The 24513-nt window shown below is 49.1% G+C and carries 24 protein-coding genes; 14 read left to right on the top strand and 10 right to left on the bottom strand.

The window, feature by feature from the left end:
- Positions 1-15: 15 nt before the first annotated feature.
- The 6 genes from ACJJIY_RS04510 to ACJJIY_RS04485 all read left to right on the top strand — a co-directional run bounded on the left by ACJJIY_RS04510 (position 16) and on the right by ACJJIY_RS04485 (position 7008).
- On the top strand, positions 16-1266 hold the full coding sequence (locus ACJJIY_RS04510) for an efflux RND transporter periplasmic adaptor subunit (protein ID WP_444911788.1): 1251 nt from the start codon (positions 16-18) through the stop codon (positions 1264-1266).
- A complete protein-coding gene (locus tag ACJJIY_RS04505) occupies positions 1266-4397 on the top strand; it encodes an efflux RND transporter permease subunit (RefSeq protein ID WP_445359189.1) in 3132 nt (1043 codons plus the stop codon). The genes ACJJIY_RS04510 and ACJJIY_RS04505 overlap by 1 nt, the downstream gene beginning before the upstream one ends.
- A 131-nt stretch (positions 4398-4528) precedes the next feature.
- The gene (locus ACJJIY_RS04500; protein WP_445359188.1) at positions 4529-5275 is read left to right on the top strand and encodes a 16S rRNA (uracil(1498)-N(3))-methyltransferase; all 747 of its coding nucleotides are present in this window, start codon (positions 4529-4531) and stop codon (positions 5273-5275) included.
- Between the two features lie 43 nt (positions 5276-5318).
- Positions 5319-5684 carry a hypothetical protein gene (locus ACJJIY_RS04495; RefSeq protein ID WP_282930692.1) on the top strand — a complete coding sequence of 122 codons (366 nt, stop codon included), beginning with the start codon at positions 5319-5321 and terminating at the stop codon, positions 5682-5684.
- A 14-nt stretch (positions 5685-5698) separates the two neighbouring features.
- Positions 5699-6346: an HAD family hydrolase gene (locus tag ACJJIY_RS04490; protein WP_282930693.1), complete on the top strand. Its 648-nt coding sequence runs from the start codon at positions 5699-5701 to the stop codon at positions 6344-6346.
- Positions 6347-6432: 86 nt separating this feature from the next.
- The gene (locus tag ACJJIY_RS04485; RefSeq protein WP_445359187.1) at positions 6433-7008 is read left to right on the top strand and encodes an OmpA family protein; all 576 of its coding nucleotides are present in this window, start codon (positions 6433-6435) and stop codon (positions 7006-7008) included.
- Between the two features lie 43 nt (positions 7009-7051).
- On the opposite strand, the gene ACJJIY_RS04480 is transcribed toward ACJJIY_RS04485, so the two are convergent.
- Positions 7052-8755 carry a phytoene desaturase family protein gene (locus tag ACJJIY_RS04480; protein ID WP_413663774.1) on the bottom strand — a complete coding sequence of 568 codons (1704 nt, stop codon included), beginning with the start codon at positions 8753-8755 and terminating at the stop codon, positions 7052-7054.
- Positions 8756-8906: 151 nt separating this feature from the next.
- Here ACJJIY_RS04480 and ACJJIY_RS04475 point away from each other — a divergent pair, with 151 nt between their 5' ends.
- Entirely contained in the window at positions 8907-9113 is a 207-nt protein-coding gene (locus ACJJIY_RS04475) for a ParD-like family protein (RefSeq protein ID WP_413663773.1), read from the top strand.
- A gap of 34 nt (positions 9114-9147) precedes the next feature.
- On the top strand, positions 9148-9891 hold the full coding sequence (gene map, locus ACJJIY_RS04470; RefSeq protein ID WP_413665901.1) for a type I methionyl aminopeptidase: 744 nt from the start codon (positions 9148-9150) through the stop codon (positions 9889-9891).
- 84 nt (positions 9892-9975) lie between these two features.
- Here the strand turns inward: map and ACJJIY_RS04465 are convergent, their stop codons facing one another.
- Complete coding sequence (locus tag ACJJIY_RS04465; protein ID WP_444895708.1) at positions 9976-10938, bottom strand: right-handed parallel beta-helix repeat-containing protein; 963 nt, start codon at positions 10936-10938, stop codon at positions 9976-9978.
- Between the two features lie 303 nt (positions 10939-11241).
- Between ACJJIY_RS04465 and ACJJIY_RS04460 the strand changes: the two genes are divergently transcribed.
- Positions 11242-11490 (top strand): hypothetical protein, encoded by a 249-nt coding sequence (locus ACJJIY_RS04460; RefSeq protein WP_413663771.1) that lies wholly within the window; start codon positions 11242-11244, stop codon positions 11488-11490.
- A 14-nt stretch (positions 11491-11504) separates the two neighbouring features.
- The gene (locus ACJJIY_RS04455) at positions 11505-12152 is read left to right on the top strand and encodes an SOS response-associated peptidase family protein (RefSeq protein WP_444895709.1); all 648 of its coding nucleotides are present in this window, start codon (positions 11505-11507) and stop codon (positions 12150-12152) included.
- A 34-nt stretch (positions 12153-12186) separates the two neighbouring features.
- Here ACJJIY_RS04455 and ACJJIY_RS04450 read toward each other — a convergent pair whose 3' ends face one another.
- The 4 genes from ACJJIY_RS04450 to ACJJIY_RS04435 form a co-directional block, all read right to left on the bottom strand.
- Positions 12187-12828, bottom strand: a complete 642-nt coding sequence (locus ACJJIY_RS04450) for a DUF6058 family natural product biosynthesis protein (RefSeq protein WP_445359186.1) — start codon at positions 12826-12828, stop codon at positions 12187-12189.
- A 106-nt stretch (positions 12829-12934) separates the two neighbouring features.
- Complete coding sequence (locus tag ACJJIY_RS04445; protein WP_444895711.1) at positions 12935-13732, bottom strand: prolyl hydroxylase family protein; 798 nt, start codon at positions 13730-13732, stop codon at positions 12935-12937.
- Between the two features lie 34 nt (positions 13733-13766).
- Positions 13767-15098 carry an aldehyde dehydrogenase family protein gene (locus ACJJIY_RS04440; protein WP_444918561.1) on the bottom strand — a complete coding sequence of 444 codons (1332 nt, stop codon included), beginning with the start codon at positions 15096-15098 and terminating at the stop codon, positions 13767-13769.
- 65 nt (positions 15099-15163) lie between these two features.
- Positions 15164-16078, bottom strand: a complete 915-nt coding sequence (locus tag ACJJIY_RS04435; RefSeq protein ID WP_444895713.1) for a CmcJ/NvfI family oxidoreductase — start codon at positions 16076-16078, stop codon at positions 15164-15166.
- 1 nt (position 16079) lies between these two features.
- Between ACJJIY_RS04435 and ACJJIY_RS04430 the strand changes: the two genes are divergently transcribed.
- From ACJJIY_RS04430 to ACJJIY_RS04420, 3 genes are all read left to right on the top strand, one after another.
- Positions 16080-17111, top strand: coding sequence for a LysR family transcriptional regulator (locus ACJJIY_RS04430; RefSeq protein ID WP_445359185.1), 1032 nt, complete (start codon positions 16080-16082; stop codon positions 17109-17111).
- Positions 17112-17218: 107 nt separating this feature from the next.
- Positions 17219-18415, top strand: coding sequence for a YHYH protein (locus ACJJIY_RS04425; RefSeq protein ID WP_445359184.1), 1197 nt, complete (start codon positions 17219-17221; stop codon positions 18413-18415).
- Between the two features lie 189 nt (positions 18416-18604).
- Positions 18605-19942: a dicarboxylate/amino acid:cation symporter gene (locus ACJJIY_RS04420; RefSeq protein WP_445359183.1), complete on the top strand. Its 1338-nt coding sequence runs from the start codon at positions 18605-18607 to the stop codon at positions 19940-19942.
- A 37-nt stretch (positions 19943-19979) separates the two neighbouring features.
- Here the strand turns inward: ACJJIY_RS04420 and ACJJIY_RS04415 are convergent, their stop codons facing one another.
- The 4 genes from ACJJIY_RS04415 to ACJJIY_RS04400 all read right to left on the bottom strand — a co-directional run bounded on the left by ACJJIY_RS04415 (position 19980) and on the right by ACJJIY_RS04400 (position 22618).
- Positions 19980-20096 carry a DUF1810 family protein gene (locus ACJJIY_RS04415; RefSeq protein WP_445359649.1) on the bottom strand — a complete coding sequence of 39 codons (117 nt, stop codon included), beginning with the start codon at positions 20094-20096 and terminating at the stop codon, positions 19980-19982.
- 184 nt (positions 20097-20280) lie between these two features.
- Positions 20281-20904: a GDSL-type esterase/lipase family protein gene (locus ACJJIY_RS04410; RefSeq protein ID WP_445359182.1), complete on the bottom strand. Its 624-nt coding sequence runs from the start codon at positions 20902-20904 to the stop codon at positions 20281-20283.
- Between the two features lie 377 nt (positions 20905-21281).
- Positions 21282-21719, bottom strand: coding sequence for a DUF1810 domain-containing protein (locus tag ACJJIY_RS04405; protein WP_413663762.1), 438 nt, complete (start codon positions 21717-21719; stop codon positions 21282-21284).
- Positions 21720-21820: 101 nt separating this feature from the next.
- Positions 21821-22618: a hypothetical protein gene (locus ACJJIY_RS04400; RefSeq protein ID WP_445359181.1), complete on the bottom strand. Its 798-nt coding sequence runs from the start codon at positions 22616-22618 to the stop codon at positions 21821-21823.
- Between the two features lie 1441 nt (positions 22619-24059).
- Here ACJJIY_RS04400 and ACJJIY_RS04395 point away from each other — a divergent pair.
- Positions 24060-24455, top strand: coding sequence for an SEN1984 family lipoprotein (locus ACJJIY_RS04395; protein WP_444895720.1), 396 nt, complete (start codon positions 24060-24062; stop codon positions 24453-24455).
- Positions 24456-24513: the final 58 nt, after the last annotated feature.

Genomic DNA, 24513 nt, shown 5'->3' with positions numbered 1-24513 from the left:
GGGTAGAGGGTACCTGTGAAAGTCTCGAGTAAAAACAAGCTGTTATTCATTGTATTGTTAGTCGGGGTGGCTGTTATTGCTGCGGTGGTTGTATTGAAGCCGAAGCCGGAGGAAAAACCGCCAGAGGTGGTGGTACCGCCAATGGCCGATGTTCTCTATATAGAACCCCGTCGCCAGACACTATTGGTACCCAGCCAGGGAACCGTTCATGCCCGCCATGAAATCGATGTGATCGCGCGAGTTGGCGGTGTGATCGAAAGCGTGGATGAGGCATTTGTTCCCGGTGGCTTCTTCAATAAAGACGCCCGTTTATTACAGCTTGAGCAAGCAGACTATCGCTACCAGGTCACTCGCGCAGAATCGCAACTGGCAAATGCCAAGTCCGCCCTGGCTCAGGAGCAGGGCCATGCCAAGCAAGCTAAGCGCGAGTGGCGTGACCTGGGATCTGAAGCTGCCAATGCCCTGTTCCTACGCAAACCCCATCTCGAAGCTGCCCAGGCTGCAGTGGAAGCCGCGAGAGCTGACCGCGACCAGGCCAAGCTGGATTTGGAGCGCACATCACTCAAAGCACCCTTTGCAGGTCGTGTAGTTGAGACTTTTGTCGACCTGGGACAGTACATTACCCCCGGCACCCCTCTGGCAAAAATTCACAGCACCGGTATCGCTGAAGTCCGCCTCCCTCTGACCGACCAGCAACTGGCGTTGCTCGATCTTCCCCTGGGGAAAACTATTGAGAATGGCCCCGCTGTGCGTCTGAAAGCTGTTGTGGCTGGACGTGAACACGAGTGGCGTGCGCAATTGGTGCGAACCGAAGCGAGTATTGATCCCAACAGCCGCTTTATTTTTGCTGTTGCCCAGGTGCAGAAGCCCTATGAAGGGGATGTACCGCTGATGAATGGCCTGTTTGTTGAGGCAGATATTGCCGGTAGAACCTTTGATGATGTTGTGGAGCTGCCCCGTCAGGCACTACATGAAGGAGATCACCTGTTGGTTCTGAATGACGAAAGTCAGCTGATCTACAAAACTGTTGAGCTGTTACAAACCATCGGTGACAGAATCTGGCTCCGCGGGGATATCGCTATGGGTGACCGAGTGATTGTTTCAAGCTTGGGCTACTCCCGTGAGGGTATGGTACTTACCGCTAATCCCCTCAATGAGCGGCCAGCGGGCCTGGGGAGTCTTCCTGAGGATTCAGCAGATCCCTCTACAGTATCCGCTGCTGGTGATGCCGGTGGTGTTAGCAATGCTTCCCAGGGAGGCAAGTAATGAGCGGAATCATCCCGTGGTTTGCGCGCAATAGCAAAGCCGCAAACCTGCTGATGATTATGATAATCATCGGCGGAATCTTTGGCCTTATGAGTATCGACCGGGAGGTGTTTCCCACGCTGCAGCTGGGGATTGTAGAGGTTAATATCTCTTACCCCGGCGCCGGTCCGGCAGAGGTGGAGCAGCAGGTAACCGTTCGGGTTGAGGAGGCTATCTCCGAAGTAAAGGGTATTAAGGAGGTAAATTCTGCTTCCCGACGGGGTAGTGCCTCTATTGAAATCCAGGCGATGGATGGCTACGACGAGCTGCGATTGCTCAACGATATTAAGGTTCAGGTGGATAGTATCAACACCTTTCCCGACGGTATTGAGCGTCCCGTTATTCGCTTGATTGAAGCCAACGCTGAGTTAATGATGATCGCCATCGGTGGGCCAGTTTCTGAGCGTCAGCTCAAGGAAACCACCCTGGATTTGCGCGATAAGCTCAACCTGATTTCCGGTGTGCGCAGAGTTGATGTTTGGGGTGATCGACCAGACGAGTTATCCATTGAAGTTTCCGAGCTGGATTTACGTCGCTACAACCTGAGCTTTAATCAGGTTGCCGACGCGGTGCGCCGCTCCTCCCTGGATTTGCCTGCCGGCATGGTGCGCTCGGACCGCGGTGATATTCAGGTGCAAACTCGTGGCCAGGCCTATACCGCTGAAGACTTCGAGCGTATCCCCGTAGTTAGCCGTGCCGATGGCTCTGTATTGTTGCTGCGCGATGTAGCGACAGTGCGCGATGGCTTTGAGGAATACAACAACGTCATCCGCTTTAATGGCAATCCAGCCATGAACCTTCGCATTATTCAGGGCGAGCCCCTGGATGTGGTGAAAACCGCTGAGCGAATCAAAGCGTTCCTGGAGGAGACTCGCGAGCAATTGCCACCGGGCATGGAACTGGATGTCTGGTTCGACTTCTCCAAGGCATTTGAAGGCCGCATGAATCTGCTGACTACTAATGCCCTGAGCGGTTTTGCCATGGTGTTTGTCATGCTGATGCTGTTCCTGCGCCCGGCACTGGCCATGTGGGTAACCGTGGGCATTGTTGTCGCTTTCCTGGGTGCTTTCTGGCTGTTGCCGGTGACCGGCGTCAGCCTGAATATGCTGTCACTGTTCGCCTTCCTGTTAATACTCGGGATTGTGGTGGACGATGCCATCATTGTGGGGGAGGCAGTGCATGCTGCCCACGATAGAGGTGAATCTGGCTTAGCTGCAGCTGAGCAAGGGGTGAAGCAGGTAGCTTCCCCGGTAATTTTCGCCGTGACCTCCACCATGGTGTTCTTTATCCCCATGCTGTTTCTACCCGGCATTACCGCACAGATGATGCTGGCCCTGCCGGTGGTGGTACTGTTGTGTCTGGTCTTCTCCCTGGTGGAATCCCTGTTGATCCTGCCGGCTCACTTGGTGGGCATGAAGCCAGAGAAACCTGCCAAATCGACTTTGGGAATTAAATTACAAAACGTACGTAGAAGTTTTGCCGGTGCGATGAAGACGGCCGGAGATAAGTACTACCTACCTTTGCTGGAAAAGTCCCTTAGCAATAGCCGCACCACAGTGATGAGCTTTATGTTGGCACTGGGTTTGTCGATCGCTGTTTTCCAGAGTGGTTATGTGGGCTCTTCATTCTCACCCCAGGTCCCCTCTGATTTATTGCAATTGCGAATTTCTATGGCCTCAGGTGAACCCTTCAGTGAAGCTGAACGGGTAATGAAGCAGGTACTCACTGCCGCTGATAAGTTGGAAACCGATGAGGGAATGCTGGAGCAGAACAAGGGTGAGTCTTTCTTGCAAAACTCCCTGGTTTTCAATTGGCGTGGCAATATTTATGTAACCTTGCAGCTTACCGATGGAGAGATGCGCGATGTCACCTCCGAGTCTCTAGCGTTGCGCTGGCGCGAATTGATTGGCGAGCTGCCGGCTAGCGTCGAGGACATGAATATTGATGCGAGCATCAACAATAGCAGTAATGGTATGAGCCTGAACCTGAGCACTGCCTCAGGGGATATGGGTGAACTGCGCGCTGCTGCTGATTTGGTTAAGGAAAAACTGGATAGTTATGTCGGTGTTTATGATGTGCGGGATAACCTGACCAGTGCCCGTCGCGATATTGAGATCCAGCTGAAACCCTATGCCACTACGATGGGTATTAACTTGGCAGACGTGGCCAGGCAGGTTCGTCAGGGTTTCTACGGTGAGGAGGTTCAACGTATCCCACGTGGTCGTGAGGATGTTCGCGTAATGGTTCGCTACCCCATGGAGGAGCGCGCTAGCGAAGAGCAGATGGACCGCATCCGTATTCGCACCAACGATGGGGAGGTACCCTTCTCAGCGGTGGCCGAGGCAGTTTACGTGCCGGGCTATACCACGATTCGCCGCAACGATCGCGAGCGCACCGTGCGGGTATTTGCCGAAATAACGCCGAATACTTCCAGCGCGCAAGATATCCTTAAGGATATGCGCGAGACCCTGGTACCTGAGCTGGAGCGCCAGTTCCCCGGTTTCTCCCTGAGAACCGCTGGGGAAATGCAGGAAGAGGAAGAGTTTAACGGTGCTATCCTGGCCTTCTTCGTATTGTCCCTGTTCGGCATTTATGCGCTGCTGGCGATTGCTTTCCGCTCCTACTCTCAGCCGTTGCTGATCCTCACTGCTGTACCTTTTGGATTCTTCGGTGCTTTAGTTGGCCACCTGTTGATGGGGCACAACATCAGCATTATGTCGATGCTCGGTTTCCTCGCAGCGGCGGGCGTGGTTGTGAACGACAATCTGGTATTGATGGATCGTATTAATCAGCTGCGCGCTCAGGGTATGGCGGTTATGGATGCGGTAGTACACGCGGGCCGGGATCGTTTCCGCCCGATTATCCTGACCTCGATTACTACCTTTATCGGTCTGGTACCGATTATGTTCGAGCGTTCAATCCAGGCCCAGTTCCTGATCCCGATGGTGATCAGCCTGGCATTCGGTGTACTGTTTGCAACGGCAGTGACTTTGATCTTGGTTCCCAACCTGTACAAAGTTATTGAGAAGTTACGCCCGAAGCACAAAGTTGCAGTAGAAGACGATACCCCGGTCTCATTGGAGACTGTGTAGCGCAGGTATTCAGGCGCAGTGGTGGATCGCCTTCACCATTGCGCCTTTGGGGTATAAATGCCTAAACTAACTGCCAGCAAAATGCCGACATTCCTGTCGGCTTTTTTATGGTGTTTGAATAGGATTCTCCCATGCGCATCCCGCGTATTTTTTCCAAGCAGCCTCTGGCTTCCGATCAAGAAGTAGACCTGGATGAGCTGGCTTCCCGTCACCTGGTAAAAGTACTTCGCTTGAATGCGGGCCACCCTTTAGTTCTTTTTGACGGCAATGGCGGTGAGTACACGGCGGAGTTGATCGAGATCGGCAAACGCGCGCGCGCGCGCACGGGAGAATACTGTGCAGAGGATCGCCAGTCACCGTTGGCACTGACCCTGGCGATCGGTATTTCCCGTGGCGATCGCTTCGATTGGGTGATACAGAAAGCCACTGAGCTGGGGGTGGCGGCGATACAGCCGCTGTTTACCGAACGTTGTGAAGTGAAGCTGTCCGGGGACCGCTTACAGAAAAAACTGGGTCACTGGCGCCAGATTGCTATCAGTGCTTGTGAGCAGTGTGAGCGCAACCGGGTGCCGGAGATTGCCGAACCGATAAAGCTGGCGCAGTATTTACAGAGTGAATCTGCTGAAGCTGAGCCCCAAGCCAAGTTGGTACTGCATCACCGCACCGAGCTGGATCTGCGCCAATGGCAGGCGGAGCGCGGTACACCGGAGTCCGCCCTGCTACTGGTAGGTCCAGAAGGCGGGCTATCGCAGGTGGAAATCGATGCGGCACTGGCGCAGGATTTTATGCCTCTGCGCTTGGGACCAAGGGTGATGCGCACTGAGACAGCGCCGATAGCAGCATTGTCGGTATTGCAATTTCAATGGGGTGACTTGTAGTCGCTGAAGGAATGGACTCGAGAGTATTCAGGGAGAGAAGAGCATGATAAAAGCATTTATCTGGTTGTTGGGCATTGTCATCGTTGTGTTATCACTGGCGATTATTGCCAAGCCGAAACTGGCACAAAGCCTCAGCGAACGGCTTAACGAAACCGGCTATGCCCTCTCCGCCTGGGCGCGAATTATTATTGGCCTGATCCTTTTACTAATTGCAGACACTCGCCACTGGTATATTTTGTTCAATGCCCTCGGCGTACTGGTGCTATTGAGTGGTGCCTATATGCTGCAAATTGGTTTTGAGCGGGGCAAAGAATTAGCGGTTAAAATTTCCCGTGGTAATGAAAATTTCCTGCGTATTAGCGGCGTCATCGGTGTCATCCTCGGCCTGATGCTGCTCTCTGCGCGTTAACGATGTAGGTTCCCATGTCTTCTACCGATTTAATTATTTTTGACTGTGATGGTGTGCTGGTAGACAGCGAGAGCATCGTCTGTCGCATATTGGCAGAAGAAATGAATCGCCTGGGCTTGCAGACCACCGCCGAGGAGCTGGACGAGCAATTCAGCGGTCGCCCGGCCAGGGACTGCTTGGTGGAAATCGAGAAGCGCTTTGGCGGACCACTACCGGATAATTATTTTGGCAATACGGAGCGGCGTATCCGCGAGGCGTTCCAGCAGGAATTACAGCCGGTTGTGGGTATTGAAGGCCTGCTCGACCAACTGCAACAGCTGGGTCTGCGCAGCTGCGTGGCCTCCTCGGGCTCTCACCAGAAAATGCAGCTGACACTGAATAAGACCGGCTTGTACGATTATTTCGACGGGCGTATTTTCAGTGCCGACGATGTATCCCGGGGCAAGCCCTGGCCAGAGCTGTTCCTGCACGCGGCAGATGCCATGGGGGTGGCACCGGAGCGCTGTCTAGTGGTGGAGGACTCCATTGCCGGTGTCTCTGCGGCCGTCTCTGCAGGTATGCGCGTGGTTGGCTACAGCGCTCACCCAGTGCGGGGCCCCCAGCTGGAACAGCAGGGTGCCCGGGTAGTCACAGATATGATGGCAGTTCTCAACTTTATTTAATGGCCACAGCGGCCGGGGCTTCCGGTTGATCAGCGCTTTTGCTGTTCTACACTGAATTTGACGTCGAGAAACCGGAAGCTGTACCTATGGCGGGTAAATTCTTGTCTGCCAATTGCCTATTCTTATTGGCCTTTACTCTGGTGGGCTGTGACCAGTCCGAATCCCCAAAGAAATATACGCTCGAGCCTGTCGATGGAATACAGTCAGGTGACAGTGAGAAGACTGCCCGAAAAGCGGCCCCCTTTGCCGATGAGCTGGTGAGGTTTTTACGGGGAAATAATCGGTCCATCGGGGACACGTTCCGCCTGCGCCTGGAGTTCGATCCCGGCGGTTTTGCCCCCCGCATAGAAACCATTGCCGACCTGGAAGCCTTGCTGGTGATCATGCGCGATTTTTCAGAGATGCGAATCTCCATTGAGGGGCATACAGACAGTGGCGGCGATGCGAAGAAGAATCTCAGCCTGTCCCAGCGCAGAGCGGATTGGGTAAAGCATTTCCTGATAGAGCGAGGCGTCTCCGCTGATCGTATGGAAGCCCAGGGCTACGGCGATACTGATCCGATTGCGGATAATGAGACAGAGAAAGGCAAGCGGGAGAACCGCCGCCTGATGATCCGGGTACTAAATTTTGATCGTGTTCCCAGCAAACTGCCGAGGCGCTAACCCCGAACAGCTTGCAGGTGAAGAGCTAGCTTAGGATAGTGTCTCAGCTAGAGGCATTACCCAATTCCTCACTGGAATTTACCGGCGCCTTTGGGGCTTGGTTGGAAAATATTTTCTTCATCAACTTTCCAGTTTGACGCAATCCAATAATACTCTGCGCTGTGAGCATACCGGAGATCATTGCACCGGCTACGCCGCAGCTCATCACATCCTGCCCTGTAAGGTAGAGCCCTTTGACCCGGCTTTTGGGTCTCAGCCAGGATTGCTCAAAGCGGTTGGGATCGTGATCCAGTCCGTAGATTTCTCCCCGTGGGTAGAAGCAGAAATAATCCGTGGATAACGGGGTTGAAAGCTCGTAGTAATCGATTTCCCCACGCAACTGCGGCATATGCTTATACAAATGCTCCAGCAGGCGCTGGCTAAATGCCTCCTTTAGGTCCTCGTAATCATCTCCCCGCTTGCCCCAAGGCTTGTCGTGCCACTGGGCAAACCAGTCGTAGTTGGCCGGTGCCACAATTTCGATGGTGGCGCGGCCCGGGTAGCGCTGGGTAAAGGTGGGGTCTTTCGCAGACGGGAAAGAAATATAGACTAGCGGTATTTCCTTATCCTGATCGTCGATAAAGGCCTGCATATCCTCTTCGTACTGATCGCTGGAATAGATCCAGTAATTGGTCTTGGGCAGGTTTAATTCTTCTGCAGTTTTTTCCAAGCCAATATACAGACACAGGTGAGACATAGAGCGGTTTACTGTGTCCAGGTCACGGATATACCCCATACGCTCACTGGTACTGCGCGGTAACAGCTTCTCGAAGGTATTAAATACCCCTGCGCCGGAGACAACTAATGGCGCTTCGATTTCATGTCCGTCGGACATTCTTACACCGCGAACCTGATCCCCATTCATCAGGATGGTTTCCACCTTGGCATAGGTAAATACATCTCCACCACTGGCCTGGATTTGGGGAATAATCGTTTCGGAGATTTTGCTGGCGCCACCGACAGGATAGTAACCGCCATAGAGATAATGTTTGGCGATCAGGGCGTGAATAATAAAGCTGCCCTCGGATGGGGTCATGCCATTATCACCCCACTGCCCTGTCAGTACAGAGATCAGCTTTTCATTGCTGGTGATTCCACTGAGAACTTCGCGGGTGGTTTTATTGAGCCAGGCGGGTTCGCGCAGCTTTCTCCACAGGCGAATAAAAGGCCCACACCAGGAGGGCAGCATTTTTTCCATTGCCAGTCGCTGCATGGCTTTGGCAACCACATTCAGCCGTTGCAGGTACTCCTCGATATTCGCGCGCTCATCGGGGAAGTGGCTGACCAACTCATCGATAAATTGCTGGCGGCCGGCTTTCAGGTCGTATTGTTTATCGCCAATACAGATGCGGTCATAGGTGCTGTCCATTGGCGCCCAGTGCAACTGGTTATTGGAAATAAAGTCGAAGATCTTGCGGGTCATGGTGGGGTGTTCGCCCACATCGCCGATATAGTGGACGCCGACATCCCACTCATAACCATTGCGGTCATAGGCGTGGGTGTATCCCCCGGCAGTGTAGTGTTGCTCAAGGACAAGTGCTTTCTTGCCCATGGCACTGAGCATCGCAGCACAAGTCAGACCGCCAATGCCTGAGCCAATGATAATGGCGTCGTAATTGCCTTCTAGGCGGCTCGGGCGATAGCGCCGACCAATACGCAGCCGGCTTGGTTTTGGGGCACTGCGCTTCTTCTCAGGGGTCTCTGTCATGATGGCCTCGCCACTATTGTTTTTATTCCTCAACCATAGCGCCCCCTATCGAGCTATGCAATAAGTTGCATATTAATATTCTGTATATCTATTGTGCACCTTTATATATCGCGTATACAATTTGCATATAAAGCATATCAAGGTAATAGTTATGGGCATCGTCAAGATATCCGATGAGCTACACGATGAGATTCGCAAGGCCAGTACGGTGATGGCCCGTTCAATTAATTCCCAGGCGGAGTACTGGATCAAGATTGGGATGCTGGCGGAGCTGAACCCGGAATTAAGCTACAGCGACTTGTGTAAGAAGTTGCTGCGCAATCAGGCATTAACCCTGGAAGAGCTGACACGTGAGTGAAATAAAAATAAAGACTCCTGATGAGCAGGAGTTAATGCGCCAATCGGGTCAATTGTTGAGCCGTGTATTTGCCATGCTGGACTCCTTTATTGAACCGGGGGTCTCGACAATGCAAATTAATGAGCGGGTAGAAGAATTTATTGTCAATGAACTCAATGCTCGCCCCGCCAGCAAGGGGCAATATGATTATCCCTACGCCCTGAACACCTCAGTCAATGAAGTAGTCTGTCACGGCATGCCGAGCGATAAGCAGCTACTGCGGGAGGGAGATATCATCAATGTGGATATTACCCTGGAGAAATCTGGCTATATTGCGGATTCCAGCAAAATGTATAGCATCGGTACCGTGACCCCTATTGCCAGAAAACTGGTAACCACCTGCTATGAAGCTATGTGGGCCGGTATTGCCACGGTAAAGCCGGGAGTTACTTTTGGTGATATCGGCAATGCAATCCAGCGCCATACCGAGCGCAACGGATTCAGTGTCGTACGGGAATATTGTGGTCATGGTATTGGCCGGGAAATGCACGAGGCCCCGCAGGTTCTTCACTTTGGGCGGCCTGGTTCCGGTGAAGTTTTGCAGGAGGGAATGACATTTACCATTGAGCCCATGATCAATCAGGGAAATCGTAAAACTAAACTTAAGAAAGATGGCTGGACTGTAGTAACTAAGGATAAAAAGCTATCGGCTCAATGGGAGCATACGATTTTGGTAACCGGTGACGGCTATGAAGTGTTAACGCTTAGGGATGAAGAGCGATCTTCTAAGATTAAATAGCGGCCAATTAGTGATCGTTAGGTAGATAGCAATGGGTAGCGAGACACTTTACATTTTCGCTACCCACTGTTTTCAATAGATATTTTAATCCAGGCATGCAGGTTCTGCTGCGGTAAACGTGTTAAAGACCCAAGTATTGGTGCCGCTGCAATCGCCCGGATCGGTATCATCTTCCAAATCGTAAGGTGAGTTATTGAGAGAGGTATTTCGAACAATCTTGTTAAATTCACTACCCTCAACAAAGATACCGATACCTCCTTCGCCATTACTCTCTACGGTATTTTGAGTTACTAGAGTATTTGAGGAAAGCCTAATCGGAATACCTAAACCAGAATTTCCTGAGACGTTATTTAGTGAGATGGTAGAAAAATCAGCATTGTCAGATTCATCTCCTTCCCCTACGGCAATACCATCATTTAATCCGTTGGTCACTATATTAGAGAAGACATTGGTAAATTGCCCATTTACTTCGATTCCCTGATTGCCACTTCCACTTATCTCATTAAAACTAATATTGTTAAAGGATCCTCTTAATTCAATGCCCGAGTTATCAATACCCGTTATGGTATTTCGAGTTACGGTATTAGTGTTACCATTTAATTCTATGCCATCGCCGCGATCGCTGTTGGTGATAATATTATCCCTGGCAATACTGTTATTGGATTCTATGTAGATGGCATCGAATATCGTATCAATGATTTCCATAGAATAAATACTGTGTGAGCCTTCCCCTTCCGCATTGACCCCGTCTCGACAGGCCGCAATGATCCCACCATATACCTGGGCTCCAATACCAGTTAACAGTATTCCGGCCTGCCCCGTTGCCTCTTCATCATCACAGGTAAGCTGAAAGCCGTCCATATTCAGGCTTCCACTAGGACCCTCTATGGTTAAAGCGACTTCATTTTGTTCCGTTATCACACAGAGCAAATCCCTATCCAGAGTGGTTGGTGTTGTAATAATATCTCCACAGTCAATAGCCCAAACAGAAAATGGACTCAATAATCCTGAAAATAAAACTGTTGCGTAAATGTTACGTATTTTCATTATGTGTACCTTTTAAGTGGAGAGTATTCCTATGACATTCGTTATGTTCCAATTGCGAATTTATAGGAATTAATCCCAATTTTGTAATATATAATTGGAATCTATTTTCTGTTTTATATCAGAATTTTAGATTTATTTATTTTTTTGTTTGGTGGCTGGCGCGCCAATTATTTATGTCGAATTCCTAAGGAAAGTATTGCGTTCGTGTAATGGTGACAGTGACTTCAGTCTTCTGTTTCCTTGACAGGTTCACGTCAAATGAAGATATACTGTATTTTTGTACAGTATTGTAGGTGTTTAATTATGCGCCCCAGAGTTATAGTTTTTGATAGTGAACCGATTCGTATCTGCCGCTATAGGTCCAGTTATGACAATCGCCCTATGTACGCGATTAGTATTTTGAACTATGAAAAGTACGTACGTCGGTTTTCTGTTGCTGTGGGAGTGGATTTGCGCAAGGAATTGGAGTTAACCTTGTGCCAGATGAGAGGGATCGAGAGTAATTTAAGGTGGCTGTCCGAATATACTGAAAAAACCAGTTCAGCGGGATAAGTGGGAGGCTCTGGGTGTGTAGTGTCTTTGATGTCAGTGATCATGCGGGTATGGAGCGTTTTCTCGATACCTATGACATTCGGGGTGCCGGACATATGATTTACGGTAGACGCCGGAGGCCCACCCAGCAGGTGTCTATTGTAACTACTCGGAAGGGTTCTGCTGAAATAGAAAATGCCATTTGGCATCTCTATCTTGAAAGGCATGGTGATACTTGGCGGCCCCATAAAAAATACTGGTCCATCAACAGTAATTGGAAGAAACTGGACTCCAGACCGGAATATCGCAAGTCCCGTTGCTTAATACCCGCTACCGCCTGGGTGGAAAGCCAAGGTGGCAAGTACCCGGTAGAATTCAGTTATGGTGAACCTTTTTTCTTTTGTGGTTTGTATAAAATCTGGGGAAATTTACTCAGTTGCTCAATCATTACTTTGGACTCCCACCCAGCCACTAAGCGCTACCATGAAAAGTCACTTCCCATGATTGCGCCCAATCGCCCAGATTTTGTAGAGTCCTGGTTAAATTGTACGGAGTTGACAGAAGATTTTGGCCCATTCCTGAAACCGTCCGTTGAGTATTCGGGGAAAATACTTACAGCTCATCCTTTGCTGAGGGCAACTTCTACGGAGTATATCGGGGACCCTATCCCCGTAATTGAATAATTATTTGCCCTGGGATATTGGTGTATAGAAAAATTTATATTGCACAACCTAAATTGTACTCCTGGCGTGGTATATCAATTAGCTTCGTTCTTGAGCTTGTACTTCTTTCGTGAGGTGCAAAATATGCGCTGGTTTCATCTAGAAGATCTACAAAGCGATTAAGCCGATGTATTTGTTTTTGGTTTAAATTATCTTGAGCAAGAAGTGCATTGATTTCTGTGCTAGCCAGCTCCTTTGCTGCTATATCTTCTGGCAGGCCACTGCGAGTACATAATCCATAAGTCCCCTCAATAAAGTGTTGCCATTCCTCTTCGATATGTTGAGAAATTCCGGATGAAAATTTTGGGTTTCTTGATTCGTATCTTAAATTTTGCAATTGAGCTATTTTAGCCATATATCGATTAGCAAAGCATTGATAAATAGAGTTAAAGTCTTGCTTAGCCTCTATGATACCAATCCAGCTGGCGTAGCCTTTTGCAAAGTACTCAACTGCCTGTTTTTCGGAGTGGGGTCCAAAAAAGGATTCACAGTCCCATTGAATATTAAGCTTATAAGAGGGCTTTGGCATAACACCCTCATCCTGGTAGCGCTGCAATTGTAGTTCGCTGATTTGAGTAGCCTGAATAAGCTGTTCTTTGGTCAGGAAGTGTTTATCCAGATAATTAAGCAATTTCACTGAATGTGCTCCGAGGTAGAAATCGAATGGAATTCTAGCGCCTGGAGCACTTAATACTTCGATGTGAGCCGAAGCATCTTTTCCCTTTTAACAAGTCTTGGAGAATTTATTCCTGCAGGAAGAGAATATCCGTTCTAATAATATATTTGATTCCTCGGGTGATTGGAGTAGAGCTGTGAATTCTGTGTAAGGGATGCATTCCATGGGGGAAGCACAGTACGGCTCCGGCAGGTGTGCGGACATCGATGTCTAATAAAGAGTCCCGACTGGGTTGTTTTAGGGGGTCATCTGCATTCACCCTGAATCGGGTTGCACCACCTTCAAAATCTTCACTCAGCAGTACTAAAAACGTCATTTCACTATAGCGATCGGGGTAGCCATTGGTGATCAACTGGTTGTTGTCAATGCGGCTACCGGGCCAGGCGCCATCGGTGTGGAACTGGAAGAAATCTCCCTCACCATAGCGATAAAAGCGAAAACGCCGATTTATGCCAACAGCCTCTCTTCCACCAAAGTAACCATTTAAGTCCTGCGCCAGGTCTCGGCATCGCTGCCAGATCTGCCGCTCTGTAACCTCGTCAACCACCCAGGTCAGGTTGTCGTTATGGCGGACCTCCCGGGGCAGGGAGACGGCTGCATCCGGTAAATAACCCACCGCTTCAGTGATATCAATCAGCCCTTGGCATTCGTCTTTGGAAAAGACATTGAGCAATTGGAAGGCTCCGGGTACCTCGGCGATATCTCGTCGTGAAACCGGTTGCGGTGCTTGTTCGGCCAGGGCCGCCGGGTTTTTACTGCGTGTAGCCCAGGTGGGTAGAGCCGGGTGTTCTGCTCCGGGTTCGCGAGCGATAACAAAGAAGTCATCCAAGTGGGTGACAGTATCAATACTTTCAGTCGTGGACATCTGCTGTACTTCTATTGGAAAATTTTTCAAAAACTTAGCGGTTTAAAACGGTAATTTGGGCAAACTGCCGGTGCCCTTCAGCTCCACCGTGGAAGCCAAAGCCACTTTGCTTGGCGCCCACCCAAGGTGAGCCGCCGGCGCCCTGGTTGATGCCAATCATTCCCGCTTGCAGCTGGCTGGCGACTTGCTCGGCCTGTTTGCTTTCACCAAACACAACCGCACCAAGACCGTAAACAGAGTTATTGGCCCGCTCGACCACATCGTCTACTGAGCTAAAGCGGTCGATGGCTACGATAGGCCCAAAAGTCTCATCATCTTCCACCAGCATGCCCGGTCGAATACCGCTGATAACTGTGGGCGGAATAAACGGCACCTGTGGATCGCGCTCCCCTAGAAGAAGCTTTGCGCCTTTATTCAGGGCATCGTGGATATGCTCCACTACCTTTTGATGTTGGCGGTGATTAACCAAGGGGCCGATATCCACCTGTGGCTCCTGCCACCCGCCGACACGATACTGCTTCGCCAATGCCACCACGGCATTCTCGAATTTATCGGCAATTTTTTCGTCCACATAAATACGCTCTGTGGAGGTACACATCTGGCCTGAATTCTCAAAACTGGAGCCAACGGCAAATTGTGCCGCCTGGGGAATATTGGCGCTCTGCAACACGATCATTGGGTCATTGCCACCCAACTCCATAACCAGGCGTTTCAATGCCGGAGCGGCATTGGCCATAATTTTTTGGCCCGTTGTTCGCGATCCAGTAAAGGCGACCATATTGATGGGGGATTTCACCAGGGCTTCACCGGTTGCGCCATCGCCGTGAGCAATTTGTAAAATGTCCTGGGGCAAGGTTTGATTGAGTGTTTTCACCAATAAGTCAGCGACCAATGGCGATTCTTCTGAAGGTTTTAAAATCACAGCGTTGCCGGCGACCAGGGCGGGAACAACCAGGTTATTGGCCATGGCAAGTGGATAATTCCAGGGGGAGATAACCGCAACAACGCCCAGTGGTCGATATTGAATTTCGCTACCGCCACTGCGTTTTGCCCGCAGGGCCTCTCCGGCATCCCCCGCTAACCAGGCACCGCCTTGGACTACGCCGCCGGCTTCATACTGTGCACGCCGGGCATCTTTGCCCATTTCACGGCTGATAAGTTGTGTCAGCTCTCTCTCTTCCGCATTCAGTTTTGTGTAAGCCTGCTGAAGTAGTTGTACCCGCTCCTGAAGAGATTTACTCGACCACACTCGCTGCGCTTTGTGGGCTTTCTCCACCATGTCCTGAATATCTTGGGGCTTGCTGACAGGTAGCGATCCGATGGCCTCTCCGGTTAGTGGATCAATCGATTGAAGTATATTTTCCATAATGAGGTCCCACTCAATCCGGCCACTTTATTGAGTGGCCGGGTGTTTTCTTAAAAGCGTTGGTGTTATTGGTCAAACAGGACAATAGTGCGAATTTCCAGGCTGGTTCTGCGTGGTGCCCCTGCACTTCCCGGCAGGTCGAAAGCGCAGTGGGGAACACCAGTTACATCGCCTCGGTGCTGGCTATCGAAGACCCGCAGTAAAATGCCTTCGCCGGGCTGCATATCGCTAAACCAAATCCAGCGGTGAACCGGGTTGAAACTCAACACCGAAATCTGCCCTTTTCGCTCTGGGTAAATTAATCGCATATTGTGGAAATCACTGGCGGCGACAGTGCGCAGGTCCACCATTGCCAACGGTGACTCCTGCACCGGGCGCAATAGGGGCAGCCAGAGATTAATAAACTGGTAGCGCGGATAATCTGATGGCTTGTACCCCCGGGCCTCCAGGGTTTCCTTTAGCTGGCGCTCTGCGGACCAGGGTGTGTAGTCGTTGTGCACCAATTTCACCGGGGATCGGCGACTGCGACTCAGCTCCGGTGCCGCATCAGTCGATGGTTGGGCTCGTAACGTGTGGTCAAAGGTCAGTACCTTTGCTGCACCCAGGTGAGCGCCTATCCAGGATTCAATAGCTGGATACCATTGGGTGCGAATCAACTGGTCGCGCTCCTCAGGGCTGGGGCTACTCCCTGAGGGTTGGTCCAGCGCGTGTAGCGCATCATCCAGCTGGCGCAGGTTTATGCCGAGCATAGGGCGTACAAGCTCAAATCCCTGGGTATCGAGACGAAAACGCTCCCCGGCGGTTTTCAGGGCGCGACCATCGTAGATGTGAACCTGCTGGGAAATAACATTCTCGACCAGATTGGCGGGCCCGGGGCCCTCTGAACGCTTGTCGTACACCAGATCGCTACTGGGATCAGCGTAGTGAATAATTGCTGTAACTAATTGATCCTGAAAGGAGGATCGGGCTGCGGTTTGCATAGTGAACTCTCCCCCCACCGAAGTGGATGCCATACGGGCCAATCTACTCACAATGCTAGGGTTACGTGGATACAATGAAAACCAAGTAACAGTTGTGAGTGATACAGGTTTGAGCAGAAATCATCGGGCGAACCCACTGGAGAGGCTGGAGTTTCGTCAACTTCGCTTAATGAACGCTATCTTGCGGGAACTGAACTTATCCCGGGTGGCTGACCAGCTGGGTGTGAGCCAGCAAACGGTCAGTGAACAATTGAAACGCCTGCGGGAAATCTTCGATGACCGGCTGTTTATTCGCACCAGCAACGGTGTTATTCCCACCCCCCTGGCCGAGCGCCTGGCTCCCAAATTGGATGAGATCCTGAATAATGTCGCGGCGCTGCTGCGTACGGATGAATTTGATCCGGCACAGCATCGGGGCATCTTTACCATTAGTGCAACGGACTTTGAGCAGCGGGTGGTACTGCCGGTTCTCCTCAAGCAATTGCGTCAGCAGGCTCCAGATATAAAAGTCGTGGTGCTTAAGCTGGAAATTGATCGCATGGCCCAGCAACTGCAAACCGGTGAAGTGGATCTGGTGTTTAGCACGCCGGGATTTGTGCCGGATAACAGTCCCAGCATGTTGTTGTATCGAGAGCACTACGTCTGTGTATGTTGTCAGCACACCGATATGCTGCACAGCGCCAATCAGCCTTTGGAAATGGAAGAGTTGGCGGCTTTGCCACAGCTGGTGGTATCACCTTCCAGGGGAGATCTGCGGGGCATGGCGGATAGTTGGTTTGAGCAGTTTGGTTTGGAGCGCAATGTGGTGCTGTCTGTCCCCTCTTTTGCTGCTGCAGCCGAGTGCATTGCCTCTACCAATACCGTTGCCTTTTTGCCCTCGCGACTGTTGCCTGATCCCCGACTAAAAACACTGCCTATTGTCGAACAGCCCCCGGGGTTTGATGTGATTGCCGCCTGGCATACCCGCAGCAGTCAGGACCCTTTGCACAAGTGGATTCGCGCCCTGTTAGCACAACAATTTCCCAGTAATTAAGGAGCCTCTGAATAACTTCGTGATACCTCTGGCATGCAGAGCGGTTCACAATCAAGGCGCGGCTTCGCAGGAATGTCTAGACCTTTCAAGAAGTCGCAACGCGGAGTGTGAATCGCTCTGCAAGCCCCGAAGGGCGAGCCTTGAAGGCCACAGCTGCTGCGTTGCAGCCCTTGCAAAGGGCTAGAGCCATTCGCAGCAAGCTGCGCCTAACATCTGCAGCCTTCAAGACCCGCAGAGGCATTACGGAGTTGTTCAGAGGCTCCTTAGCGAGGGAGGTAGCGCTGCTAAACTTGAGCATTCCAAGTGTTCAGGTAGTGGTCGCCATGCGTGTAGCATTTTTTCTGCTGATATTTTTGAACTCTTCTGTTTACGCTCATTCCGATTTTACCGAGCAAATGGGCATCCCCCACTTATTTGCCAAGGACGCACTGGTTGAGGAAATTAAAAAGGTGGATTGCACCCTCTCCGAGGGACGCAAGACCCAATGCTGGATGATTGTGGTAAAGGCAGAACCCAAACATAAAATGGGGCCCTGGTGTCCACGCAATGTTGTCGACCCAATTACGTCTGGCGGCATGATGTTTATCAAGCAGCAGATAGTGCCGATTGATGGACCTTTCGTTAAAAATGCCGCGACCTTTTTCTCTGATCCAAAATGGAGCCTATACGATCCCAAAACCGGGGCGATAAAGGTTACCGATTCGAAGCAAGCCTGCGAGATGGCCGCGCGGCCTGATGTGGCACCGCAATACAACAATTACTGCGTGGAGTGCCTGGCCAGCTATATGGGCCCGGATTTTCATACCCGCTACCTGATCCCCGTACAGCCTGAGAAGGCCAAGTCAAAGCAGAATCCCGATGGTTTTTCCGGTTATGGAGTCGCTTTTAATGGGGTTAAATTTGATATCGCCGCGCCTATCGGCGCAATTTTAGGTGCACACACCTTAGCGCCAGTGGATGCCTGTGGTGGTCATGTAAACCCCCATGTGGGCTATCACTACCACGCTGCCCTGGGTTGCAGCCAAGCCTACCCGTCTGCCGCAAGCCATGCAGCGATTGTCGGTGTCGCCATAGATGGCTACCTGATCTATGCGCGGGAGAATGCCGATGGCCGCGAGCCCGATGACCTGGACGAATGCCGTGGCCATGAGTTTGCCGACCTGGGCTACCACTACCACGCCAACCTCGCTGCAGAAAACGATATTCTGCATTGCCTAAAAGGGGAGAGAGGTTGTGCCCTGGCCGGCAATCAAAGCCAGTGCGATTTCTCCCATCGGGGACCTCCCGGACCACCCAGGCGTTAACTCAGGCCCGATTGCTGCTTCAAATAGTGAAAGACGAAGAGAGCCTCAGCGCTCTTTTTGGTATTGATATCAATAAATGGCGTCGAATAACTGTCTTATAAGCCCAGGACTTGATCTGACCGTCAGGTTTCCTTAATGGCCCTGGGAGATAATGCCTCTAACTATTTCAGGTAATCCGGAATACCAACAATGAGCAATGGTACAAATTTCTATCTGATCCGAATGGTGGAATCCCTCGGTGTGCTGGTGCGCACTCGCCTGTGGATGCAGATAGTGGTCGCCATGATCCTGGGGCTAACTGTCGGCCTGCTGCTATCTCCTGAAGGGGCCGCGCTGGTGAGCCAGGATCTCAGTACGGCATTGGCCAGCTGGTTTAAGCTGCCGGGCTCCATCTTTCTGAATATGATCCAGATGGTGGTGATACCGCTGATTATGTCCTCAATCATCCTGGGGCTCAGTGGCAGCGGGAACGTCAGTCAGCTTAAACGTGTCGGACTGCGCATCGCTCCCTACTTTGTCGGCACTACCACTGTTGCGGTGATTATCGGCATTATCTTGGTCCAGTTGATCCAACCCGGTGACTATATCGATGAGTCCCTGCTCAGCGCCGCCACTGAGTTACAGGTTGCGAGCGCCCCCCAGGTGATGGAGTCCAAACCGCTTCCCGAGCGTATTGCTGAATTGATTCCCGCCAACCTCAACGAAAGTATCGCCATGCGCAATATGTTGCAGCTGGTGGTCTACGCGATTTTTATTGGTGTTGCAGTGATGCTGTTGCCGCAAAAGCAGCGGGAAACCGCGGTATACGCTTTTGGCATTATTCAGGAGGTGGCACTTAAAGTGGTTGGCTGGGCCATGCTGTTTGCGCCCCTGGCCGTATTTGGCCTCCTGGCAGATATTGCTATTCGCGTGGGTCTCACTGCAATTCTGGGAATGTCTGTGTATGTGGGCACCGTGATTTTGGGACTACTTATTCTTCTCAGTTTTTACCTGATAATTGTTTCCCTGGTGACCTCCGTCGGCCCGATCACATTTTTGCAGAGAATTAGCGGAGTGCAGCTGCTGGCATTCTCCACATCCAGCTCTGCCGCGGTAATGCCGCTGTCAATGAAAGTTGCAGAAAGTCCCCTGGGAGTAAAACCACCCATCGCCAAATTTATTGTGCCCCTGGGCGCTACTGTGAATATGGATGGCACGGCGCTCTATCAGGTAATCGCTGCGGTGTTCCTAACCCAGGTATATGGCATTGACCTGACAACCGCGCAGCTAGTGGGGCTGACCGTAACTACCGTTGGCGCTTCAATTGGCTCTCCCAGTACGCCGGGCGTCGGTATCGTAATCCTGGCGACAATTCTGGCCGGTATTGGAGTACCGCCGGAAGGTATTGCGTTGATTCTGGGGGTGGATCGGATTCTCGATATGTGTCGTACAGCAGTCAATGTGACCGGGGATCTGACAGCCTGTCTGGTGATGGACCGCTTGTTGGGCAGCGACAACCTGGAGGAGGAAGCTGCCCAAACGGCCTGACTGTCAAAGTGATGGCTTGAATGAGGGTTCCCGGTTTCTATTGCGGCATAACTAGAATTTCCAGAGTACGAGGGTCTTTTTGACCTTCGTAGTATTTCTCCAGGACTGCATCAAATAAAGTTCTGCCCTCTTCTACCAATGGGAATAAGGCCATAGAAGATTGCATCTTAAAATCTTAATTACTTATAGTGTATCTAAAGGAAGCTTGAAATAGAAAAAAGTGGCATATGTAAAGTATGGGTGATCTTTATAATATGAAAAAACAAATATAAATTATTTAATATCGTTCCAGTCTTTATATTTTTATAATATATTTGATTGAAAAATATGTATAAATACTAAAAGTAATTTTTAGAGATAAAATCCCAAATCTGTTCATACAGTAATTGATGTCCCTTGGGATTTGCATGGAGGCCATCCTCTGAGAGAAGGGTAATAAATTCCTGAGCTCGCCATAAATTGCCAAACTCCAGTATGGGGATCATTTCGGTAGTGGCAGATTCTCTCATAGCTTGGTTATAAAGGTCCGCATCAGCCTGATAGAAATAGCTATCACTATTCCGAAAGGGAGTAGTTCGTTGCTCATCGAACGGAATGCCTGTCATTAGGAAGGACGGCGCGATGGTTTTAGACGTTTGTAACAGCTGTCGCACTGTTTGACGGAAAGAGTCCAGCGATACAGAGTTCTCAGCCTTTGGTCCCCCGATACGGCAAATATCATTGAAACCAGGATATATCCCGATTAAGTGTGGCCTTCTTGGAGGCAGTTCTCGGGAAAGTCTTATGGCTAAAGAGTTCGCGTTCTCTCCGAATATTCCCAGAGCGTAAACTATATTATGGGGATCTAAAGTTTCGAACCGAAACCGGAATCGTTGAACAAATCCGCCTAGTTCTGTATCACCTTTTCCATAGATAGAACTGGAGCCAATAAAGACAATTTTTTTGGGGACTCTTCGTGCCATAGAAAGTCACTAATTTGGCTGAACTTTGGATTTTATTTACCGTTACCATTATAGACATCGACTAGGTCCAAGTTGTATGCATTAGTATCAAATCTTGATTTCGAAAAGTTGAGAGTCCAAGGCTGGAGTAGGAATAGCCTTGTTAAAAAACAATTAGAAATCGAATGGAGAGAGTTCTAAGGTGGGTAGCAAATTTACAGTCTCTTTGGGGGGAAAGAGGTGCTGATCGGTTCGGCCTAAAATGGTGGGGAAAATTTAATATGGGTAGAGTGGTGGATTCTGTGAGTATGGATACTACAGCTTGTACGCCAATATAATGGTTCAGATCATGATTGCCATCCAGCCTTCCGATCATAAAGCTCCACCCTTGCAGGTAACTAATGTTGGACAGGAACTTTCAGTATCTCGAAAGTACGAAGGTCCTTCTGTCCTTCATAGTATTTTTCCAGCACCTCTTCAAATAGCTTGTCTTTGGGATCGGCGATAGAAAATAGCGTCATGGATGACTTAAGTTTTACATCATCCGGTGAGCCGAATATCTGGTAAGCGGAGTAATTATTCAGTTGCAATAACTCCTTGCAGCACTCTTTGAGCCTGGGGCCGAGCACAGGGTGCTCCAGGTAAGCCCGGGCTTCATCCAGGTTTTTAATTGCAAAATGTTCGGATGTCGCGCTGTGCCCCAGGCCGGAGATCTGGGGGAATATATACCACATCCAGTGGGAGCGTTTATGGCCGCTATGTAACTCACTCAGGGCACTTTCATAAGAGCTTTCTTGCGCCGTCACAAAACGCTCAAGGTGAAATGGTTGGGCCATGCTTTGATTCCCTTTATTCTTATTCCTTTGCAGGCCCAAGGTTAGCAGCAATAAGGATGAATGCGAGAGGATGAACTGCCTGACGGCTGAACTTCCACCAATTAATTGATATTCATCATGATCTCAGCAAGGGCGGGCTCCTTGGCTCCCACAGGAGAATCTCCCAATAGGTTCTTCATATCGGCATAGGAAAGTTGAATTAGCCGATGTATGTCATTGGAAGTGTCAGCAGTACAAGGAAAACTACCGCTGACAAAGACGGAAATTGAATTTGTTCGCTGAGTATTAAAAATACGAATTTCCCGCCTGAAAAAATCATTGCCGCGACAGGATGCCGCTCTTCCTGATGGAATACTATTTCCTGCGGGAACGCTTAGCAGTACTTCTTTGGATCTTTCTTCAAAGGGGCCACGTCTGTAAATTAGCATCTCTCGTAGGCCTTTAGATACTGGATGATTAAATTCCAAACCTCTAATCGCATCGACAACCTGCACGCTTTTGATATCGTAGTAGCTGTGAGCCTTTCGATCAAAAGGCCCTTTCAATCCATAGAGAAGCTCGCGCAAACGTTGAGATACATCAGATTTAATAGGTTGCTTTTCAATTTCTCCAATTAATTCAGGATCTGTGGGTAAATAGAAATTGCCAAACTCTTTAAGTAATGCCTTAGATTCACGCCGGGCTTCTTCGTCCTGGAATAGTTTGCCCAGTACAGATCTAATGGAAACTGCACTGTTGTTACCATCCACTTGTAGTTCTAGCTCGCTATTTCCCACTTTGATGCGTAAAGAGCCAATTTTTTCACTCTTATATAGAAAAAAGCAAAAACTCAACACAATTAAAACGAGAATACTCCCGTAGATAATATGAATATTTCTATTGGGCTTTCCCGCTGACATCTATACACCTCTGATATAAAGCAAGAATTTTTCTATTATTGATGGCTTTGTTGAGCCTGCACTTGATGCAGAAGAAAGCAATCAGTAGAATATTTTACTACAAAAAGCGCATGTTGAAAAATTTAATTGTGAGTCTAGACAGTGAATGTGGTGTATATATTTATTAGTGCCACCGGCCTGGGCCTGAGAGGTAGCCCGATAGACTGGAATTACAATCGAACCCCACTAAATACTTAGGCTCAGGCTGTGGTAAAGGGTTGCAGGGGATTTCTGAGCTAATGGGAGCCATTGCACTTTTCAGTCACCCTAGATAAAGATTCACAGTTATTTTATTCCTTTATTTATAAGGCTAGCGAAATTAGGCTGAATAACTCGACAAATCGGCGTCTGCCGAAAACTAAATTCACCATATCAATCTTAATGCAGTCACGCACAAGCCCAATGGTTCGAGCGAGAACTCTGCCCTGGTTACCTCCCATGAATCCAAGTACATGCACAATGCTCTCCTAGATATTTAGCGATTGATTTTTTATCCCTCTTTCCAAAGAACTAAACTAAGGTAGTTCATCGCCTCCAGTGTGCTCTTTAACTTATCGATGTAAAAGAGCTGTCCGTACAAAATTTTTCGAGTATAGTCATACAGTAATGCAAACTCCTATGAAGTATGCATATCAGCTGTGGTTACCTCATATTCACGTATCAGTTTATATTTGTTGTCCATGCAGATTTAATTCTTTTATCTGTAGCATCTCTCATTGCTTTTCTTGGTCTAGTGAGTATCAAAGTCTTACTGTTGCTTGGTTTTTAGGTTTTGCCTGCTTACTTTAAAATCTTATATACCTAACTTACTCATTTTCTTCTCGACTACCTCAGTATTTCGGTATATTGATAAAGTTGGCATAAATTATTTGTACTTCTGAGCACTATATATTTAGGTTTTAAGATGGAATTGATGTCCGAAAGTGGGTATTTCATGATTCTTACCCGTATTAGTTATTCCAAAAGTAGACAGGTTATTTTCGCGTGTTGAGTGTGTTGTATATTAAGCTAGATGTAGATATAAAGTTTTTATAAAAATAGGCTTTTCATAAGGCGAATGTATTTCGCCAGATGTTAAAAACTCTTTAATAGTAGTTCTATCTAGTTCAGAATATTTTAAATTGTCTAATTTTTAGAGATGCGCTAAATCTAGAATAACTATTCGGTAGGCGCTCTTATGGTGTATTGAATTACAAAATCTTACAGGCTTGGTACTTACGTATAGCTTATTCCTTATAATTTTATGCAATTTGGCTTTTTTGTAGTCAAAAAAATGCTGTAAGTGGGGCGAAAGCTCCATTTTCTATTTAGGTGGCACAGCTGTGCTTTTTAATCATCTGTTCTTCGATTTTTGTTTGTTTTAAGATTCGTGCCTTCTTAAACCTCAAGTTGGAAATTAAAAATGATAAATAAAAAAAATGTAGTATTAGCTTCATTTCTTTCAATATTTATTGGTGGATGTGCTTCTTCTGGTGGTAATCAGGCTCTAAAAGAGGAAAGCGAAACTAGTGTTCAAGAAAAAATTACAGAAGGTGTAACCACTAAATCTGATATTAAGTCTATGTTTGGATCTCCGAATAGTACCAGCTACACTGATAGTGGGAAAGAAATTTGGCACTATTTTTTGACGGAAAGCCAAGTTGACGCAGTGAGCTATGTTCCAGTTGTAGGTTGGTTTGGGGGTTCTACATCAGGAACACAAAAACAACTCGTAGTTATGTTTGAGGGCGATGTAGTCAAAAAATATAACATGTCAGAATCTGATATCAGTAGCAAATCAGGTGTTTTTAATAACTAAAGAGACCTTACAAAATTGGTTTTTCATCCGGCACTTCACGTTATCGTAAAAGAGCTGG

It is taken from the genome of Microbulbifer maximicatervae (SeqCode) (assembly GCF_052468155.1).
The sequence above is the reverse complement of the archived record's forward strand: the minus strand, read 5'-3'. Positions and strand labels throughout refer to the sequence as shown.

What these genes read in the sequence shown, in the direction of transcription:
- ACJJIY_RS04505 (WP_445359189.1), top strand. Translation starts at nt 1,266, where the DNA reads ATGAGCGGAATCATCCCGTGGTTTGCGCGCAATAGCAAAGCCGCAAAC.
- ACJJIY_RS04410 (WP_445359182.1), bottom strand. Translation starts at nt 20,904, where the DNA reads ATGGCACGAAGAGTCCCCAAAAAAATTGTCTTTATTGGCTCCAGTTCT.
- ACJJIY_RS04460 (WP_413663771.1), top strand. Translation starts at nt 11,242, where the DNA reads ATGCGCCCCAGAGTTATAGTTTTTGATAGTGAACCGATTCGTATCTGC.
- ACJJIY_RS04490 (WP_282930693.1), top strand. Translation starts at nt 5,699, where the DNA reads ATGTCTTCTACCGATTTAATTATTTTTGACTGTGATGGTGTGCTGGTA.
- ACJJIY_RS04420 (WP_445359183.1), top strand. Translation starts at nt 18,605, where the DNA reads ATGAGCAATGGTACAAATTTCTATCTGATCCGAATGGTGGAATCCCTC.
- ACJJIY_RS04485 (WP_445359187.1), top strand. Translation starts at nt 6,433, where the DNA reads ATGGCGGGTAAATTCTTGTCTGCCAATTGCCTATTCTTATTGGCCTTT.
- ACJJIY_RS04395 (WP_444895720.1), top strand. Translation starts at nt 24,060, where the DNA reads ATGATAAATAAAAAAAATGTAGTATTAGCTTCATTTCTTTCAATATTT.
- ACJJIY_RS04400 (WP_445359181.1), bottom strand. Translation starts at nt 22,618, where the DNA reads ATGTCAGCGGGAAAGCCCAATAGAAATATTCATATTATCTACGGGAGT.
- ACJJIY_RS04465 (WP_444895708.1), bottom strand. Translation starts at nt 10,938, where the DNA reads ATGAAAATACGTAACATTTACGCAACAGTTTTATTTTCAGGATTATTG.
- ACJJIY_RS04405 (WP_413663762.1), bottom strand. Translation starts at nt 21,719, where the DNA reads ATGGCCCAACCATTTCACCTTGAGCGTTTTGTGACGGCGCAAGAAAGC.
- ACJJIY_RS04480 (WP_413663774.1), bottom strand. Translation starts at nt 8,755, where the DNA reads ATGACAGAGACCCCTGAGAAGAAGCGCAGTGCCCCAAAACCAAGCCGG.
- ACJJIY_RS04495 (WP_282930692.1), top strand. Translation starts at nt 5,319, where the DNA reads ATGATAAAAGCATTTATCTGGTTGTTGGGCATTGTCATCGTTGTGTTA.
- ACJJIY_RS04475 (WP_413663773.1), top strand. Translation starts at nt 8,907, where the DNA reads ATGGGCATCGTCAAGATATCCGATGAGCTACACGATGAGATTCGCAAG.
- ACJJIY_RS04440 (WP_444918561.1), bottom strand. Translation starts at nt 15,098, where the DNA reads ATGGAAAATATACTTCAATCGATTGATCCACTAACCGGAGAGGCCATC.
- ACJJIY_RS04415 (WP_445359649.1), bottom strand. Translation starts at nt 20,096, where the DNA reads ATGGCCTTATTCCCATTGGTAGAAGAGGGCAGAACTTTATTTGATGCA.
- ACJJIY_RS04445 (WP_444895711.1), bottom strand. Translation starts at nt 13,732, where the DNA reads ATGTCCACGACTGAAAGTATTGATACTGTCACCCACTTGGATGACTTC.
- map (WP_413665901.1), top strand. Translation starts at nt 9,148, where the DNA reads ATGCGCCAATCGGGTCAATTGTTGAGCCGTGTATTTGCCATGCTGGAC.
- ACJJIY_RS04435 (WP_444895713.1), bottom strand. Translation starts at nt 16,078, where the DNA reads ATGCAAACCGCAGCCCGATCCTCCTTTCAGGATCAATTAGTTACAGCA.
- ACJJIY_RS04500 (WP_445359188.1), top strand. Translation starts at nt 4,529, where the DNA reads ATGCGCATCCCGCGTATTTTTTCCAAGCAGCCTCTGGCTTCCGATCAA.